Below are 15,144 nucleotides of genomic sequence, written 5' to 3'. Positions count from 1 at the left end.
CTAGGCCTCCTCCACAGGGTTAGTTAGCACACCAATTCTGGAGATCTCCATGGAAACAACATCGCCGTTATTCAAGAACACGGGCGGCGTGAAGCTAATCCCAACGCCGGAGGGCGTACCCGTGGCGATAATGTCTCCCGGCTCGAGAGTGACTGCGCGACTTAGATCCGCGATGATCCCGGCGACGCTGAATATCATGCGTTCGGTACGGTCGGCCTGACGCTGAACGCCATTGACGCTCAAGGTGACAAAGAGGTCCTGCGGATCGCTGATTTCGTCAGCGGTCACAATGCACGGCCCCATGGGCGCAGAACCATCCAGCGACTTCGCTAGAAACCATTGATGTTCACGGCGACAGTCGCGGGCGCTGATGTCGTTCAGACATGTGTACCCAAACACGTGATCCAGGGCAACTTCCTGGGAAATCCCCTTGCCGCCGCGCCCGATGATGACCGCAAGTTCTGCTTCCCAATCGAGTTGCCCGGTGACGCCGCTGTGATTCAAAATAGCTTGGCCAGGCCCGACCACGGCAAGCGATGGTTTGGTGAAATAGACCGGTGCGGCCGGAAGCGCTTTTGAAGTACCCATGGAGGTGTGCGCTTCATCGACGTGCGCCTTGTAGTTCATCCCAACGCCGAAAATACTGTTCCGGGGACGCGGAATCGGAGCGAGAACATTCGCTTGCTCGAGCGGGATGTATTCGAGGCTGTACTCGTTGATCCGCCCGATCAGCTTACGCAACAGGGGCACGACCCGTTGGCCCTCTTCGATGAGCTCCTGCATCGATGATGGAAGGTACACGCCAGCGGCCTTCGCCAGCCGCTTCAAAGGCAGCACCTTGTCGTCGAGGACGACGCCCACTAGCTGCTCGGATTCAGATTTGATGGTTACAAGCTTCATACTGTCTCAATCGTTTGGTGACCGTTGTTTTCGAGGTAGGGCTTCTCGAGCCATAGCCCAAGTTTGCGTATGACTGGAAAATCATTGAACGAGAACAGGCATGCGTCGTCACTCGCATCACCGTTCGCGTGTTCATGCATTGCCCATGCGGGCACGCAGAAGATGTCCTTCTCCTTCCACGAATATTTGGTTCCGTTGATGACCGAGAAACCCTGGCCTTTTGCCACCTGGTAGATGGAGTTTCCGGTGTGCTGATGTGCCTTGGTATGCTCGCCCGGGCGAAGGAGCTGTATGCAGGCACCCATCGTCGGCATGACCGATCCACCGGTCATCGGGTTTACATATTCCATGATCACGCCGTCGAAAGGGCATCCGGCAGAGACCGACGCGTAATTGTTCAAAGCCTCATACGTTCGATCCCATGGGAAATGGCAGAGCGGCGAATAGGGCTTGTCCCAGCTCAGCTTGGCAGGAATCAATCCGCCCGTACCGAATGTTGCCTGTGAAGAATTGGCGGCGCCGGTCGCCTTCTGTTTCAATTCCGGGTGGACCGCATAATAATTGGCCTCCAGCGCATTAACCAAGGCGATGTCCAAGCCGTCTTGCCAAATGACATTCTGCGATTCGCTGTGATTGCCGTGGTCGTGCCACGCACCACTGGGTGTGATTATGAAATCACGCGGTTTCACATGGATCAGGCTACCGTCGACAACCGTAAAGCCTCCTTCGCCTTCCATGACAAAGCGGAGCGCTGCAGCGCCGTGCCGATGGGCCGAGGTGATTTCGCCGGGCTTGACTATCTGCAGACCTGAGTACAGCCAGCCCACGGTGGCCGTCACGTCGCGACGTTTCGGGTTGAGCAGCATCACGACTCTTCGTCCCGCGTCCTCGGCGCTGACCAATTCGGCCGACTTCAGCACCAGCGGACGCATCACCTCGTAGGGCCAGAGGACCGGGACTGAGATCGCCCGCGGCTCCCAGGGCTCGATGTCGTTGGCGACCGTCCACAGCGCACCTGCCTCATACTTCGACAGGCGCCGGTAATAATCAGCCAGCTCGGGTGTCTCGACAACCCTCGCCCTGCCAATCACGTCGTCTTCCATTTGAATTGTCCTTCCGTTTGACCAAACTCAACCAGCGGTCCGCTGCTCGATCCTGTCGTCTTCGTCTGCAACTGCAGGGAAGCCATCAAGATTGACCGCTTGGTGCGGGCGAGTATTGAGCCGAAGATCAAAAATATCGAAGCGGTTGTAGTGACCAATGATGTCCTGGTACTGTTTGGGCTCGATCGATTTTTCCAGATCGATTTCGGCGAAAACAATGCCTTCTTTATCGATCAGACCGTCGCCGATTAGCCGCCCGTCCGGACCAAAAATGCCGGAAAACGCATTAGGACTTCCGGAAAGCAAGTTTCTATAGGCGACATCCTCAGCGAGCGCGCTGACAATCTCTTCGGACATCGCCGAGCAGGCAACAACCGTGAAAACCTTGCCCTCGAACGAATGCGCGCCCGCACGGATCCTGATGGCATCTGGCATGTCGTAATCAGCCGTGAAGGGGAAGGCGATGTAATTGGCAACATGCACCTGTTCGCCTTGTGCTAATAGGGAAAATCGAGCCAATGTGTTGGTATTCTCGCCGCATGCGAGGGTTCCAATACGTCCGACCGCAGTCTCATACACCTTGATTGAACTGCCATCCCCACTACCCCACGTCAATTTCTCCGCGAAGGTGGGCACGATTTTCCGGTGCCTTCCCAGAATCGAGCCATCAGGACCGATGATCACATTCGTGTTGTAGATCGTCCCCATGCTGGTAGGGCTCCGCTCGTTGACGCCGATGACAACCGATGCCTTGATCTCCGCCGCAGCCTGCCGGACCAGTTGCAGCTCCGGGCCATCGATATCAATCGATGACAGATAGAGCTTCTTGAACCATGGGCTTCCTTCCAGCGGGCTCATCATCCAGTTCCAATAAGGATAACCAGCGATGAACACTTCAGGAAAGGCGATCAATTGAGCGCCCTTACGCCCTGCCTCGCGCACCAATCCGGCTGCTTTTTCTGCAGTGGCGACGGGATTCAGAAAGACCGGACTTGCCTGGACGGCAGCTACAACAGATTTTGGATATTTTTTCATAATCAACGCTATTCCTCGACAACTTTATCCTTGATGAACCGAACCCTATCTCCAAGCGCATTCCGACTAATCCAGATTGTATTTATTATTAAGGATTACGAACTCAAATTGGGTGACGCCTGTTAGAAAAGAGCACGGAAACGACGACGATTCGCAGCCAGCCCGATGGCGTGTTTTACATGCCGTGCGCGATCCAGTTCGTTACGGCCGGTGCGCACGGGTGTGTGTCACTCGAGACGTGATCGCGAGCGACGGTGGGGCATTCGCCTCGGGTAGCGACCGCTTTCACTTGCCCGCCTCCGACGCACGCGCCGAATGTATTTTCGAAGCCGTCAGCAATGCGATAATTACAAAGCACGGCAGGCAGCTCGTCAGCACGATCTGCTGCGCCGTAAAGCCGAGTGAAAACAGCGCTCCGCCGGTTGCCGGACCGACGATCGCGCCGATCCGGCCGGCCGCGGCGGCGCAGCCAACCCCGGTCGTACGCAGGTGGGACGGGTACAACAGTACCGCTAACGCGGCTTGCCCGACGCAACCACTCATCGTGCCCGCGCCCACCCCGGCGATCAGCAACAACACGGCGCCTTGATCGACCCCGCCGAGGCCCAGCCAGGCGATACATGCGATGGCGAGGCACGCGAGGATCATCAACGACCGTTGCAGGCCACATCGCCCGACAAACAGCACCAACGCCAGGCTTCCTGCGATGCCGCCGATTGAACTGGCCGTGGATCCGAGTGAAGCGCTCGCTGCCGAGAAGCCGTATGAGACCAGCAGCGTCGGCACCCAGAAAACGAACTGATAGGTGACGAGAAAGCTCAGGAAGGCAATCGCCCAGATGAGCACCGTCGACAGCGCGAACCGGCGTTGAAACAGTGCGCCGATGCGAGGTCTGGCATCTCCGTGCGGTAACGCGTCGCACGCTGGGGGCATGACCGCCTCGCTAGCATCGCTGCCGCGCAATGCGGACCAGACGATTGGTACCAGCACAAGCGGCAGTGCGCCCCCCGTGATGAAGACCGACCGCCAGCCGTAGTGCGCAATCAACCATGACGCCAGTAAGCCACCTAGCGCGGCGCCAGCGGATAAGCCCATTCCGGCCACGATGGTTGCCGTGGCGCGACGGTGTTCGGGCGCGTGGTCGACCGTGCATGAAATCGTGGCTGGCGCGACGCAGCCGAGGCAGATGGACGTCATGAAGCGCATGACGGAGATCGCCATGATCGAGCCGGCGAACGCGGTGCCGGCCGAGAGCAGCGCGAACGCGATCATGGTGAGGACTATGACGTTGCGCCGCCGGTAGCGTGCCACGAGGCCGCCGCTCAGTAGATAGCCGATCACCGCGCCGACGCTCGTCATGACGAACGCGGGCGTTAGCGCCGCATGGGCAACTTTCCATTGCAGCGCGAGCGTTGGTGCGACGTAGGCGATTGAAGCCGTATCAAAGCCGTCGACTGCCATCACGCAGAAGCAGACGAGGCTGATCATCCACAGTCGCGCGTCGACCTTGGGTGTTGTCGAGAGGGTCTGCATGGCTGATTGAGGGTTCATGATTCCGTTTTCACGTGCTTTGAGAAGAGCCAATGCGATGCGCGCGTCCTGCTAGTCGTTGTCGAATGGCATGAGATAGGGCGAGGCTTCGGTAAAGGGGGGCCAGCCGTCGATGCCCGGATCGCCGGTGCGCACGAAATTCGCCATGCAGGTGCTGAAGCGCGAGGCGAGGGGTTGCAGTGCTCCGGGCTCGAAACCGTGCAGCATGGGCGCGTCGAACCAGCCGGACAGATTGTCGAAGAAAAACGGCAGATCGATACAGTGCGCCGCGTATAGATGTGGTTGTCGGGACTGGAGATCGAAGCGGTAGACGAACGCCCGCCGACGCTCGGCGTAGGCGCCGGCCAGTGCAAGCGTGGGCTGCCCGAAAGTCTGATCCTGCATGCCGTCGATCCATTGGGTATAGGGTGTTGCGCGCGGGCGGTGTAACGCCGCTTGCCGATAGGCGGTTGCCGCTCTTTCGCCGTGTACATGCTGATACCAGCCCAGCACGGTCTCGGGGGCGCTATTGATTGCATCGGCCTGTTCCCAGAAAAACGGTGCAAATTCTTCGCGCGTGAGGCCGATTACTATCTCGCGACAATGCGCGCGCCCGGCAGATGTTTGTGGATCGTCCATCCAGTCTTGAAGCAGCACGCCATCGGTGTAGGGGCGAAACAGTGGCATGACCGAACCCTGGACGGTTCGATCACGGGTGACCGTCATCACTGCATCGAGCAGCCGGTCAGGCGTTTTGCCAGCCAGGGCAACGACGTCGGAGGCATCGGCGAGTTCCATGACGCGGTTTGTCACGTCGGCCATCTCGGCGTGCGTGGCACCGATGTGTCCTGGGCAACTGAGTATGATGGCACGCTTGAACAGACCTTCCGCGTCACTGCACAGTGTCAGCAAACGGGTCAACGCCGCGCCCGCCGACTGGCCCGACAGTGTCACGTTACCTGCGTCGCCGCCGAAGGTGCCGATATTGGCGGCGATCCAGTGCAGCGCAGCCAGCACGTCGCGGACGGCATTGTTCGTCGGCGCTCCGGGGGCTGCGATATTGCCCCAGATGCCGAGCCGGTAATTGACCGTTACGACCACGATATTGCCGCTGCGCGCCAGTCTGCTACCATCGTACCAGCGAGTTCCGCCGCCCGTGCAGAAGGCGCCGCCGTGAACGAACACTAGCACCGGCAGCCCTTTGGCGCCGTGCGGTGCAAAGATGTTCACTGAGAACGCCTGATCCGATTGCGGATGCTCATCAATGGCCGGCCCCAGGACCGCCGAGAGGCGGGTGTGCGCTTGCGGAAACACAGCCGGCGTATCGGTGCAATCGAGGATGCCAGCCCAGTCCGGTACAGGACTGACCTCAGCGAAGGGGCCGAGGTCACCGACGGCCGCGCCATAAGGCACACCGAGATAGGCTTCGATGCCATCGGCCAGGACGCCGCGGATCTTGCCCGACAGAGTTTCAGTAACAAACGTGCGACGGTTGGATGTGTGTTCCATAGAGATTCAGTACCATGTAAATGAGAGTTGAGGAGTACGCGCGGTGAACTCAGGTGACAATCCGCCTAGAACACCGTCTGGACACCCACTGACGTCATGACCTGGGACGCAGAACTCGACGCACCCGGCGTGGCGTAGATCTGCGCCATCGCGCCCGGCCCGGACGCGCGCTGCGCGCTGACGTCCAGATAGACCGTCGTGCGTTTGGAAAAATTGTAGGTGACGATGCCCGCGAGTTGATTCGAGTGCTTGTCTTGCAGCACCTGATTCCCGTTCATATAGGTGTATGTGAGGCTGGCGCCCACCGCGGGTGTGAAGTCGTACCCGACTGAGGCGTCATACGCTGCAATCTGACCGCCCGTAGCCGTGTTCCTCGACCAGGTTGCCAAAGCCGCCAGCTTCCAGAACCCTGGCCGCCATGAGGCCCCAATGCCGATATTGCGAAAGCCGTCGTTGCCGCCGTTTAATTGCGGGTCCTTGGTCATCGTATAGGCCGCACCCAGGCCGAACGGTCCATTGGCATAGTTAGCGCCGAAGCTGCTCGCGGATGACGCGCCGAAGTTGCCGGCTTGCCCGCCGAAGCCGTACAGTGCGCCGAACGTCAGTCCTGCATGTTCCGCGGACGTGAATTTCACGCTATTGTCTATTTGCTCACCGTTGACGCGATCGAAGTCGCCCGACCCGCCTCCCGAGTACGGAGTGCCGAAGTTGGCAAAAGGTCCTTGGTGGCCACCGACGCGGCCTGCGAAATATAAACCCGAATAGCCGTGCGTGGACAGGTCAAACATGAAATCTCGATGCTGCCCGGCAGTGAGTGTGCCCCACTGATTCGAGAGTCCCACGTAGGATTCGCGCGAGAACATCGAGCCCGGCCCGCCGGCATTGCCGCCGTTGGCGATGCTGAACAGCGAGGACAGTAGAAACACCGACTTCAAACCACCGCCGAGGTCTTCGGTGCCGCGAATGAAAAAGATATTCGGCCGCCATACGCCGGCGGGAGCCATGAACGTTGAAGCGCTGCCGCCGACATTCGTCGTGTAGTTCACGCCAGCGCTCACGAGGCCACCGATCTGGACGCTGCTTTGCGCGTGCACCTGCGTGATGCCCGCGGCGAACGTGACCGCAATCGCGGTCGCCCATCTGCCGTGTGGCCATTTCATTTCCATCGTTGCTCCGCTCGAAAAAAGGTTGTCTGGGACAGTGGCGCGCTGCCGATATAATCGGCTCGGGACTGGATCTATGTCGCCATGTGGGGCTTCGATGGAAGTCTGATGGCCTTTGAAACGCAAAAAAAGCGAATTAACTGGCGTGGGACATGACGTTTCGTCATGTCCGGGAGAGTACCGAATGCAAGACACCAAACAGCTCGTCGGCCGCCTCAAGTTGCGGCACCTTTCGGTCATCCACGCGATCGGGCGCGCGGGCAGCCTGCAGAAAGCCAGCGAACAGTTGGCACTTAGCCAGTCGGCGGTCTCCAAGACGTTGACAGAAGCGGAGGCGCTCCTGGGAGCGCAACTGTTCGAACGCACCCCGTTCGGCTCACGCGCCACGCTGCTCGGCGAGGTCCTCATACGTTACAGCGCGAGGGTCATGACAGACCTGGAGCGCGCCGGAGACGAATGCGACGCCCTGTTGAAAGGCGAAGCGGGCACGCTGACGATGGGTGTGTTTACGCCCGTGGGCATATGGGCCTCACTATCGCAGTGCGTCAACGATTTCCAGACACTGTCGCCACGAGTGCGGCTGACGTTGCGACAGGGGTCGATGGAGCAATTGCTACCCGCGCTCGTGGCTGAAGAGCTGGATCTGGTAATCGGGCGCTGGAAGAATGTCGACACGCATGAGTCTTTGCATTTCGAGCCGTTGTTCTACGACGGTGGGCCGGTATTCGTAGCGCGAGCCGAGCATCCCCTTGCTGGTAGGGCGGTCACGCTCGACGAAATGGTCGCCTTCCCCTGGTTTCTCCCCGAAGCCCCAAGCATGTTGCTGGCGACTTTGCGCAACATCCTGGACGCGATCGGACTGCCGCTGCCGAATCGCGTTACGTATTCCGATGTGCACTCGATCAACCTCGCAATTTGTGCGCAGACCGACATGATCACTTTTCAGCCCAGCCTTGCGATCAACGAGGTCGGGGCGTTGTATGGACTTCGCAAAATCAACTTCGCTCTGCCATTCGACACAGTTCCGTTGTCGGCCATTTGGCGCAAAGATCGACCAGTAGGAGCTGTCGCAGGAAAATTCGTCGCCCAATTGAAAACGATTTGTGAGGGCAGCGCGCGGAGCGGTCATGCCATGTCAGACTTGCAAACCGATCGAGAGAGCTAGGCCACCAGTTTGTGTGTGCCCAATCATGCAACTGGTGTTGGCGGAAGCCGTTAAAAACCTTGGAATGTTCTCTGCCAGGGCCACGTAACACGTCGCTGTCCAATCCACGGAAACTGTCGCCGTGCGAGTTCGTGGAGTTCTTGATTCAACAGCGCGACGCGCAGTTGTACGACACTGTGTGCGTCCACGCGACTCCAGCGCATATGCTGGCGTTGTCACGTTGGCTGATCGGCGGCGCAAATCTACAGAGGACGCGTATTGGCTCAGACGGCTGACGGATTCTGGGTGAGTTCGGTGAAACGATGCCATGCGTCAAAACGCTGGGCGAGCTGTTTGCGGTAGAGAGAAGCGCGCAGCAAATGTCGCTTGAGCGCGAAGTGCTACCGGATCGGTCCGAAGCCCGAAAGAAACACCTGGGTGCGCTTTGGGTCGCGAAACCCGCGCAAGCGCCGCTCACGTTCACGCGTAGGTTGATGGCTATTCTCGGCCCGATTGTTCACGCGGGCTGCAGCCCTGACGAACATATGTTTGACGTTTGCCAGTTCGGGGATCCTGGACTTCGCGGCCGGATAACTGCGCAGTTGGTTGGTGACGATCTTGTGCGGCACCGGGCACGAACGAAGCACGCGCTTGAAGAATCGTTCGGCTGCGGCCGTGTCGCGCCGCTTCTGCAGCAGGATATCGAGTTCGGCGCCGTGCTCGTCGACGGCTCGCCACAGCACATAAGGTTCACCACGCAGCATCACGAACAACTCATCGAGATGCCAGGTACTGCCCGGTTTGCGCCGGACAGCCTTGACGCGATGCGCGAACTCCGTGCCAAATTTATCGCACCAGCGACGCACGGTTTCGTAACTCACCACGATGCCTCGCTCGAACAGTAGCTCTTCAATGTCGCGCAAGCTCAACTGAAACCGGAAATACCAGCGAACGGCACAACTGATCACCACCGCCGGGAAGCGATGGCCGTGATAGAGAGATTTCGTCTTTTTCATCTCCCGATTTACGCGACCACCTCGGCAACGTGACAAAGCCCTTCAAGCGGATGCGCGCTTGTGGCCGAAGCAGCCGTTTGCACTCGCGCGACTGCAACGACACCCCTGCGAGTAACAAACGCACTATTCCCCCAGCGGCAACAGCGCCAAAAGCAGGCGCCGCAAGTCCAGACATTCGGTCGGTGTCAGTCTCGCAGTGAGAATGCGCTCGACCTCCTCGACACGTGGACGCAACGTCGCAAGCTGCTTCTTACCGGCGGGAGTAAGGAACAGCACATAGCTACGTTTGTCGACCGGATCGTCCGAGCGTTCGATCAAATTATTGCGGACCATGCGCGCGACTAGATCGGCGATTGTCGAGCGGTCCACGTCGAGTTCATCGCCGAGTTGTCTTTGATTGACGCCGGGCGTTAACTGCAAGATTGCGAGCGCCGCGTACTGAACGCTCGTGATCTCGGCGGAGACTTCGCTGAGCCATACCGCTACGTGGCGCTGCTGGGCGCGGCGTACCAGGCTGCCCGTGAATTTGGAAAGCGTTTCGGAGTCGTTGTGTTTGGTCGGCAATTTCTAAGCCCGTAGCGCAGAAGTGTTCGTTCGGAAAATGGGCCGCAAAAACGCATTCAATTCGGCATAGGCGTCCAGCGGAAATACATGCGCGACGTACTGGTCCGGACGGACCACGACGAGCGCGCCCCGTTCCCGCTCGATGCCACGCTCGTCGAAGATATCAGTCGCTGCGTCGCTCGTAAACGCTTTCTCGTAGTCAATGAGGCCGTAGCGTCCCTTGCGCGGCAGCAACAACGCATGCAGATCTTCGAGTCGTACTTCTCGATGAGGCTGCTGCAACACGGCGCGAAGATCGAAGACGCTATCCGCATCGGCATTTTCTGGCGTGACGAGACGCAAGATCGAATCTGGCGACTTGGCGAGATGTTCGCACAGTGCATTGAGCGCACTTCCGCTTGCGTCCGAAAAAGCGTACAAGCGCCAGCGACCATCGGCGCGTGCCGCATGGCCGAGTTGCATCGGCTTCGCGTCGGCGAGACGAACGACGAGCGACGAATGAAAGCGCGTGCCGATGGTGAAGCCGCTCGCGAGCGATTGAGATGTCGATTCACCCGTCAATGCGCCCGGCCGATATCGCGTCGCGACGCCCGCCGTATATCGGCCTGCGCGAACGAAATAGTCCTGCAGTTCCGTTGGGTCGACGCCGTCTGCTTCGGGGCGATTGGGATCTTTCGGCGGCGCGGCCATCATCGCGGACCATTCCTTGTCGAAGTCGATCAGCTCTTGCGCGATGGGCTGGCGTTCATCCGAATACGTGCGCAAGAGGTCAATGTCGCTAAGTCCTTGCAGCACTGCGCCGAGCTTCCAGCCGAGATTGAAGCCGTCCTGCATCGAAACGTTCATGCCCTGACCCGCTTTCGCGCTATGCGTATGACAAGCATCGCCGGCGATGAACACACGTGGCTCGCGAGATGTTCCGTCGGGCGCGATTGCGTCGTCGAAGCGATCGGTCAAACGCTGTCCCACTTCATAAACCGAGAACCACGCGATCTCTTTCACGTCGAGCGAATAGGGATGCAGAATCCGTTGCGCGGTCTGAATGATGCGCTCGACCGTGATCTGCTTGATGGTGTCGCGATTCTCAGGCGTGACTTCGCCAAGATCGACGTAAAAGCGCGCGAGATAGCCGCCTTCGCGCGGAATGATGAGCAGATTGCCCTTGCTCGCAGACTGAATCGCAGCCTTCAGCCGAATGTCCGGAAAATCGGTGACGGCGAGCGCATCCATCACGCCCCACGCATGATTGGCGGCATCGCCACGCAGCGTTTGGCCGATGGCCGTGCGCACGCGACTGCGCGCGCCATCGCAGCCCACGAGATAGCGCGCACGCACGACGACCTTTTCATCGCGTCGCGCTGCGTCCGTGCGGCGTAGCGTGACGCGCACCGGATACTCGCCCTCGCTATCGCGTTGCACGTCCACGACTTCGAGATCGTAATCCGGCTCGAGCCGTTGCGCGGAACGGCGCATCACATCGAGCAGATAGTCCTGAACGCGCGCCTGATTAACGATGACGTGCGGGAACTCCGACGTGCCTGTTTCGGTATCCTGAACACGTCCGGTACGCTTGATCGCGCCACGATCATTTGCATCGGGCCGCCAGAAGACCGTCTCATTGACCCAATAGGCTTCGCGCAACAAGCGGTCGCTCAGGCCGAATGCATTGAACATCTCGACCGTGCGGCACGCGACACCATCCGCCTGCCCCGTCAGCAACGGTCCCGAGCGACGCTCGACGATACGCGTCGTGATCGACGGAAACTGCGACAACTGAGCCGCAAGCACGAGCCCGGCCGGACCGCTTCCGGCGACGAGCACATCGACCGTATCGGGCATTTCGACGCGAGGCGCGCCATCGGCAACTGGCTCGATCATCGGATCCCCGACGCGCAAACCGTTGAGATGAAATTGCATGATGTCTTCCTCCAATCAGTCTTGATCACCTTGGTGACGAATATACTCCGCACACCAACTATTTAAAAGCACTTCGTGTCGTCATAAATGTTTACCCTGATCTCAGGATGCGCTTTGTGAATCGCCGTCTATCGGGATCATTTGCCCCGAAATGGAACGCCCGGCATCGGATGCCAGAAAAACAGCGAGCACCGCGATGTCCGCCGGATCGACAAAATGCTTGATGGACTGATTGGCGAGCGCAGCCGCTGGCGTTGTCAGGTTGAGGTCGATAGGCATTACCCGTAGCGGAGTAGTCGGGAAGCAGATGCAGGACAAAGCCGACGTTCGCCACTTTTAACGCAGCCCCGTCGGCATGCCATACGCTTGCTCCCGGCTGCGCCCTAAAATGGATAAATTATTGGCTTGTCGAGAGCGCTTACCCACTGCGTCTGCGTAAATTCGTGAAGGTTTGCTGGACCTCCGAATCGGCCACCATTTCCCGACGCACCCATACCGCCGAACGGCACATGGAATTCGTTGTTCACGGTTTGGTCGTTAACGTGCACCATGCCGGCTTTGATTCGAGATGACAGCGCGAGCCCGCGCGACAACGACCGCGTATGTAATGCCGCAGCCAGACCGTACGGCGACCCATTGACCAGTTGAACCGCCTCATCATCTGTATCGAACACAGTGATGGGTGCCACCGGCCCAAAGATTTCTTCCTGGAATGCTGGCATATCGGCGGTCACCCCCGTCAGCACAGTCGGCGAATAGAAAAGCTTCGTGAATTCACCTCCAGCGCGAAGGGTGGCCCCCGCCGCCACGCTCTTACGCACAATGTCGTCGATTCTGTCGAGTTGCTTCTTGTTGATGAGCGGCCCGAGGTGAACCTGTTCAGTATGTGGGTTGCCGACACGCAGATTTCTGGCGCGCTGAGCCAGCTTGTCTGCATACTCATCGGCGACCGACCGATGTACGAGATGTCTTCCTGTCTGCATGCAAATCTGTCCCTGGTGAAGAAACGAACCCCATGCTCCGTTCGAACTGGCGGCATCCAGGTCCGCGTCTTCCAGAATGATAATGGCATTGTTGCCGCCCAGCTCAAGTGCAGCCTTCTTGAGCATCTCGCCGCAGATGCGGCCAATTGAGCGTCCCACGGCTGTCGAGCCTGTGAACGAAATCATCCCGACCTGTGGATGACGCACGAGAGCATCCCCGGCTTCGGCGGCTCCCGGGATAACGTGCAAAACGCCCGAGGGCAAGCCAGCATCTTCAAAGACCTTCGCGAGTAGCAATCCCCCGCAAACCGCGCTTTGCGGGTCCGGCTTCAATACCACTGCGTTGCCAACGGCAAGCGCGGGAGCGACCGAACGCATCGAGAGCAGGATGGGGAAATTCCACGGGGCGATGACACCGACAACGCCAACTGGCACATGTCGGCAAATGTTCATGCGGCCGGGCATCGTTGAGGGATATAGAGTACCTTCAGGCTGCATGGGCATCGCTGCGGCCGCCAGTAACTGCTCGTAAGTTGCATGCAACTCCCACTGGGCCTTTGTCGGAGTGGACCCGCATTCCCTGACGTTCCACGCGTTAATCTCGGGCGCACGCTCCTTAAGCAGCCTTGCAGCCTCCCTGAGCACAGCAGCTCGCTGGTCAAACGATGTAGATGCCCATGCTTCCTGCGCTATCGCTGCAGACTTTGCGGCCCGGTCGATATCAGCCGGATTGCCTAGTCCGACACAGGCCAGCGTCTCCCCCGTCGCCGGTTCGACTACCGGCGAGACGCCGCCTGCAGCTCTAACCCAGCCGTCTGAATAGACATGACTTTCCCACACAGTTTTGTTTTCGATGGTGCTCATAATTACCTCCTTTGAAAGCGGTTTCAATTTCTCGTTTATTGGTGTCAATCCGCAGGCGTCAAGACAATTTTTGTGCTCTCTGCCAACGGCTTTTTCTTCCCAGAGGCGAGTGCAATGGCGATAGCCGCGATGACACCCAGGACCGCAAACACCATGAAGTTGAAAGTGATTGGAAGATTCGTGCTGACAAGGTAACCACCTAAGGCGGGACCGGCGACTGCGCCAAATCGGCGGGCCGCAGCAGCCCAGCCGATGCCGGTCGACCGGACGTTCGCCGGATAAAACTGGGCAGCAAATGCGTGCACGATGCACAAGGTGCCGATAGTCGTTGCACCAGCTAGCATGAGCAGAACATTAAGATTGAAGGTGTTCTGCCTGTAACCGAGGAGGCCGATTGACACTGAGGCAACCGCAAAGAACAGGATGAGCGTGCCTTTGCCACCCCATTGTCCGCGAGCCAGCCGCTTGCAAGGCCGCCCAGAATGGCGCCAGCGTTGAGTATGATAAGGAAGGTGAGACGCGAGCCGAGCGAATATCCATTGGCTGTCATCAACTTGGGAAGCCACGTATTCGTGGCCATAGACCATCAGCATGCACATGCCGAATGCAATCCAAAGAAACAGGGTATCTGCTGCCCGTCCTTCCTTGAAAATCTGAACCGTTCGCGACTGCGTCCGCTTCACCGATGTCGTAGACAACATAGAAGCGAGCGAATCGGCGCTACCTTGATACCCCGGAGCGAGTTTGCGCAAAATGCGGTCGGCTTCGACGAAACGCCGATTTGCCAGAAGGAAGGCAATCGACTCTGGCAACCAACGGAATAGAATCGGGAGCGCGAGCAACGGCGGACCGGCAATCAGAAAGTTGGCTCGCCATCCGAAGGTGGGTGTTATGACCTTGCCCAACACCGCAGCGATTACCCCGCCTACCGAGAAGAAACTCAACATCACGGTTACCATGATGTTGCACTTTGATTTCGGTGACATCTCGGTCACCAGGGCGACGATGTTTGGCACCATGCCGCCTAGACCGACCCCGGTAAAGAACCGGCAGATGACAAACTGCGTCGAGTTCTCGCAAAAGCCGTTTCCGAACGCGGCATCACCGAAGATGAGCAGGCACGTAAGAATCACCCGGCGGCGTCCGAATCTGTCCGACGAGCTTCCCAATGATAGGGCGCCTATCACCATCCCGAACAGGGCGCTGCTGCCAATGATGCCTGCCGTCACCGCCGGAAGCTTCCATTCGACCATCAGTTGCGGAAGGACCGAACCATAAATGACCAGGTCGTACCCGTCGAACAGCATAAGCATCGAGCACCAGAACATAATCATTACGTGAAACGAGTTGACGCGCGTGCCATCGACCATGTCGTCGATAATGTCGGTGCTCATGTTTGTCTCCAAATTTAGGCAA

Annotated in this window: 12 protein-coding genes and 2 pseudogenes; 1 reads left to right on the top strand and 13 read right to left on the bottom strand. The window is 58.7% G+C overall.

Going from position 1 to position 15,144, the window contains the following annotated elements:
* The 6 genes from PQQ52_RS30325 to PQQ52_RS30300 all read right to left on the bottom strand — a co-directional run bounded on the left by PQQ52_RS30325 (nt 1) and on the right by PQQ52_RS30300 (nt 7,243).
* The gene (locus tag PQQ52_RS30325; RefSeq protein ID WP_408219858.1) at nt 1–900 is read right to left on the bottom strand and encodes a fumarylacetoacetate hydrolase family protein; all 900 of its coding nucleotides are present in this window, start codon (nt 898–900) and stop codon (nt 1–3) included.
* Nucleotides 897–2,003, bottom strand: a complete 1,107-nt coding sequence (locus PQQ52_RS30320) for a cupin domain-containing protein (protein WP_408219857.1) — start codon at nt 2,001–2,003, stop codon at nt 897–899. The genes PQQ52_RS30325 and PQQ52_RS30320 overlap by 4 nt, the downstream gene beginning before the upstream one ends.
* A 27-nt stretch (nt 2,004–2,030) precedes the next feature.
* Nucleotides 2,031–3,038 carry a carbon-nitrogen hydrolase family protein gene (locus tag PQQ52_RS30315; protein ID WP_408219855.1) on the bottom strand — a complete coding sequence of 336 codons (1,008 nt, stop codon included), beginning with the start codon at nt 3,036–3,038 and terminating at the stop codon, nt 2,031–2,033.
* 285 nt (nt 3,039–3,323) lie between these two features.
* A complete protein-coding gene (locus PQQ52_RS30310) occupies nt 3,324–4,589 on the bottom strand; it encodes an MFS transporter (protein WP_408219852.1) in 1,266 nt (421 codons plus the stop codon).
* A 51-nt stretch (nt 4,590–4,640) separates the two neighbouring features.
* On the bottom strand, nt 4,641–6,077 hold the full coding sequence (locus PQQ52_RS30305) for a carboxylesterase family protein (protein ID WP_408219850.1): 1,437 nt from the start codon (nt 6,075–6,077) through the stop codon (nt 4,641–4,643).
* 65 nt (nt 6,078–6,142) lie between these two features.
* Complete coding sequence (locus tag PQQ52_RS30300) at nt 6,143–7,243, bottom strand: porin (protein ID WP_408219848.1); 1,101 nt, start codon at nt 7,241–7,243, stop codon at nt 6,143–6,145.
* A 181-nt stretch (nt 7,244–7,424) separates the two neighbouring features.
* Between PQQ52_RS30300 and PQQ52_RS30295 the strand changes: the two genes are divergently transcribed.
* The gene (locus PQQ52_RS30295; RefSeq protein ID WP_408219845.1) at nt 7,425–8,405 is read left to right on the top strand and encodes a LysR family transcriptional regulator; all 981 of its coding nucleotides are present in this window, start codon (nt 7,425–7,427) and stop codon (nt 8,403–8,405) included.
* Nucleotides 8,406–8,455: 50 nt separating this feature from the next.
* Here PQQ52_RS30295 and PQQ52_RS30290 read toward each other — a convergent pair.
* From PQQ52_RS30290 to PQQ52_RS30260, 7 genes and pseudogenes are all read right to left on the bottom strand, one after another.
* Nucleotides 8,456–8,614, bottom strand: a pseudogene (locus tag PQQ52_RS30290) (ISKra4-like element ISBusp5 family transposase); the annotation flags it as partial.
* A 54-nt stretch (nt 8,615–8,668) separates the two neighbouring features.
* Nucleotides 8,669–9,400 (bottom strand): annotated as a pseudogene (locus PQQ52_RS30285) (IS6 family transposase).
* A gap of 123 nt (nt 9,401–9,523) precedes the next feature.
* Nucleotides 9,524–9,964 carry a MarR family winged helix-turn-helix transcriptional regulator gene (locus PQQ52_RS30280; protein ID WP_408219842.1) on the bottom strand — a complete coding sequence of 147 codons (441 nt, stop codon included), beginning with the start codon at nt 9,962–9,964 and terminating at the stop codon, nt 9,524–9,526.
* 3 nt (nt 9,965–9,967) lie between these two features.
* Nucleotides 9,968–11,881: an FAD-binding monooxygenase gene (locus PQQ52_RS30275; protein ID WP_408219840.1), complete on the bottom strand. Its 1,914-nt coding sequence runs from the start codon at nt 11,879–11,881 to the stop codon at nt 9,968–9,970.
* Between the two features lie 102 nt (nt 11,882–11,983).
* The gene (locus tag PQQ52_RS30270) at nt 11,984–12,160 is read right to left on the bottom strand and encodes an SDR family oxidoreductase (protein WP_408219837.1); all 177 of its coding nucleotides are present in this window, start codon (nt 12,158–12,160) and stop codon (nt 11,984–11,986) included.
* A 104-nt stretch (nt 12,161–12,264) separates the two neighbouring features.
* Nucleotides 12,265–13,728 carry a benzaldehyde dehydrogenase gene (locus PQQ52_RS30265; protein WP_408219834.1) on the bottom strand — a complete coding sequence of 488 codons (1,464 nt, stop codon included), beginning with the start codon at nt 13,726–13,728 and terminating at the stop codon, nt 12,265–12,267.
* Nucleotides 13,729–13,772: 44 nt separating this feature from the next.
* Entirely contained in the window at nt 13,773–15,122 is a 1,350-nt protein-coding gene (locus tag PQQ52_RS30260; RefSeq protein WP_408219831.1) for an MFS transporter, read from the bottom strand.
* Nucleotides 15,123–15,144 lie beyond the last annotated feature (22 nt).

Origin of the sequence: Paraburkholderia sediminicola, assembly GCF_046030555.1 — a bacterium.
GTDB classification, from domain to species: Bacteria; Pseudomonadota; Gammaproteobacteria; order Burkholderiales; family Burkholderiaceae; genus Paraburkholderia; species Paraburkholderia sediminicola_E.
Note: the sequence above shows the minus strand (reverse complement) of the source record. Positions and strands in the feature narration are given on the sequence as shown.

Coding starts and splice junctions, on each gene's coding strand:
- PQQ52_RS30325 (WP_408219858.1), bottom strand. CDS start 900: ATGAAGCTTGTAACCATCAAATCTGAATCCGAGCAGCTAGTGGGCGTC.
- PQQ52_RS30320 (WP_408219857.1), bottom strand. CDS start 2,003: ATGGAAGACGACGTGATTGGCAGGGCGAGGGTTGTCGAGACACCCGAG.
- PQQ52_RS30315 (WP_408219855.1), bottom strand. CDS start 3,038: ATGAAAAAATATCCAAAATCTGTTGTAGCTGCCGTCCAGGCAAGTCCG.
- PQQ52_RS30310 (WP_408219852.1), bottom strand. CDS start 4,589: ATGAACCCTCAATCAGCCATGCAGACCCTCTCGACAACACCCAAGGTC.
- PQQ52_RS30305 (WP_408219850.1), bottom strand. CDS start 6,077: ATGGAACACACATCCAACCGTCGCACGTTTGTTACTGAAACTCTGTCG.
- PQQ52_RS30300 (WP_408219848.1), bottom strand. CDS start 7,243: ATGGAAATGAAATGGCCACACGGCAGATGGGCGACCGCGATTGCGGTC.
- PQQ52_RS30295 (WP_408219845.1), top strand. CDS start 7,425: ATGCAAGACACCAAACAGCTCGTCGGCCGCCTCAAGTTGCGGCACCTT.
- PQQ52_RS30275 (WP_408219840.1), bottom strand. CDS start 11,881: ATGCAATTTCATCTCAACGGTTTGCGCGTCGGGGATCCGATGATCGAG.
- PQQ52_RS30270 (WP_408219837.1), bottom strand. CDS start 12,160: ATGCCTATCGACCTCAACCTGACAACGCCAGCGGCTGCGCTCGCCAAT.
- PQQ52_RS30265 (WP_408219834.1), bottom strand. CDS start 13,728: ATGAGCACCATCGAAAACAAAACTGTGTGGGAAAGTCATGTCTATTCA.
- PQQ52_RS30260 (WP_408219831.1), bottom strand. CDS start 15,122: ATGAGCACCGACATTATCGACGACATGGTCGATGGCACGCGCGTCAAC.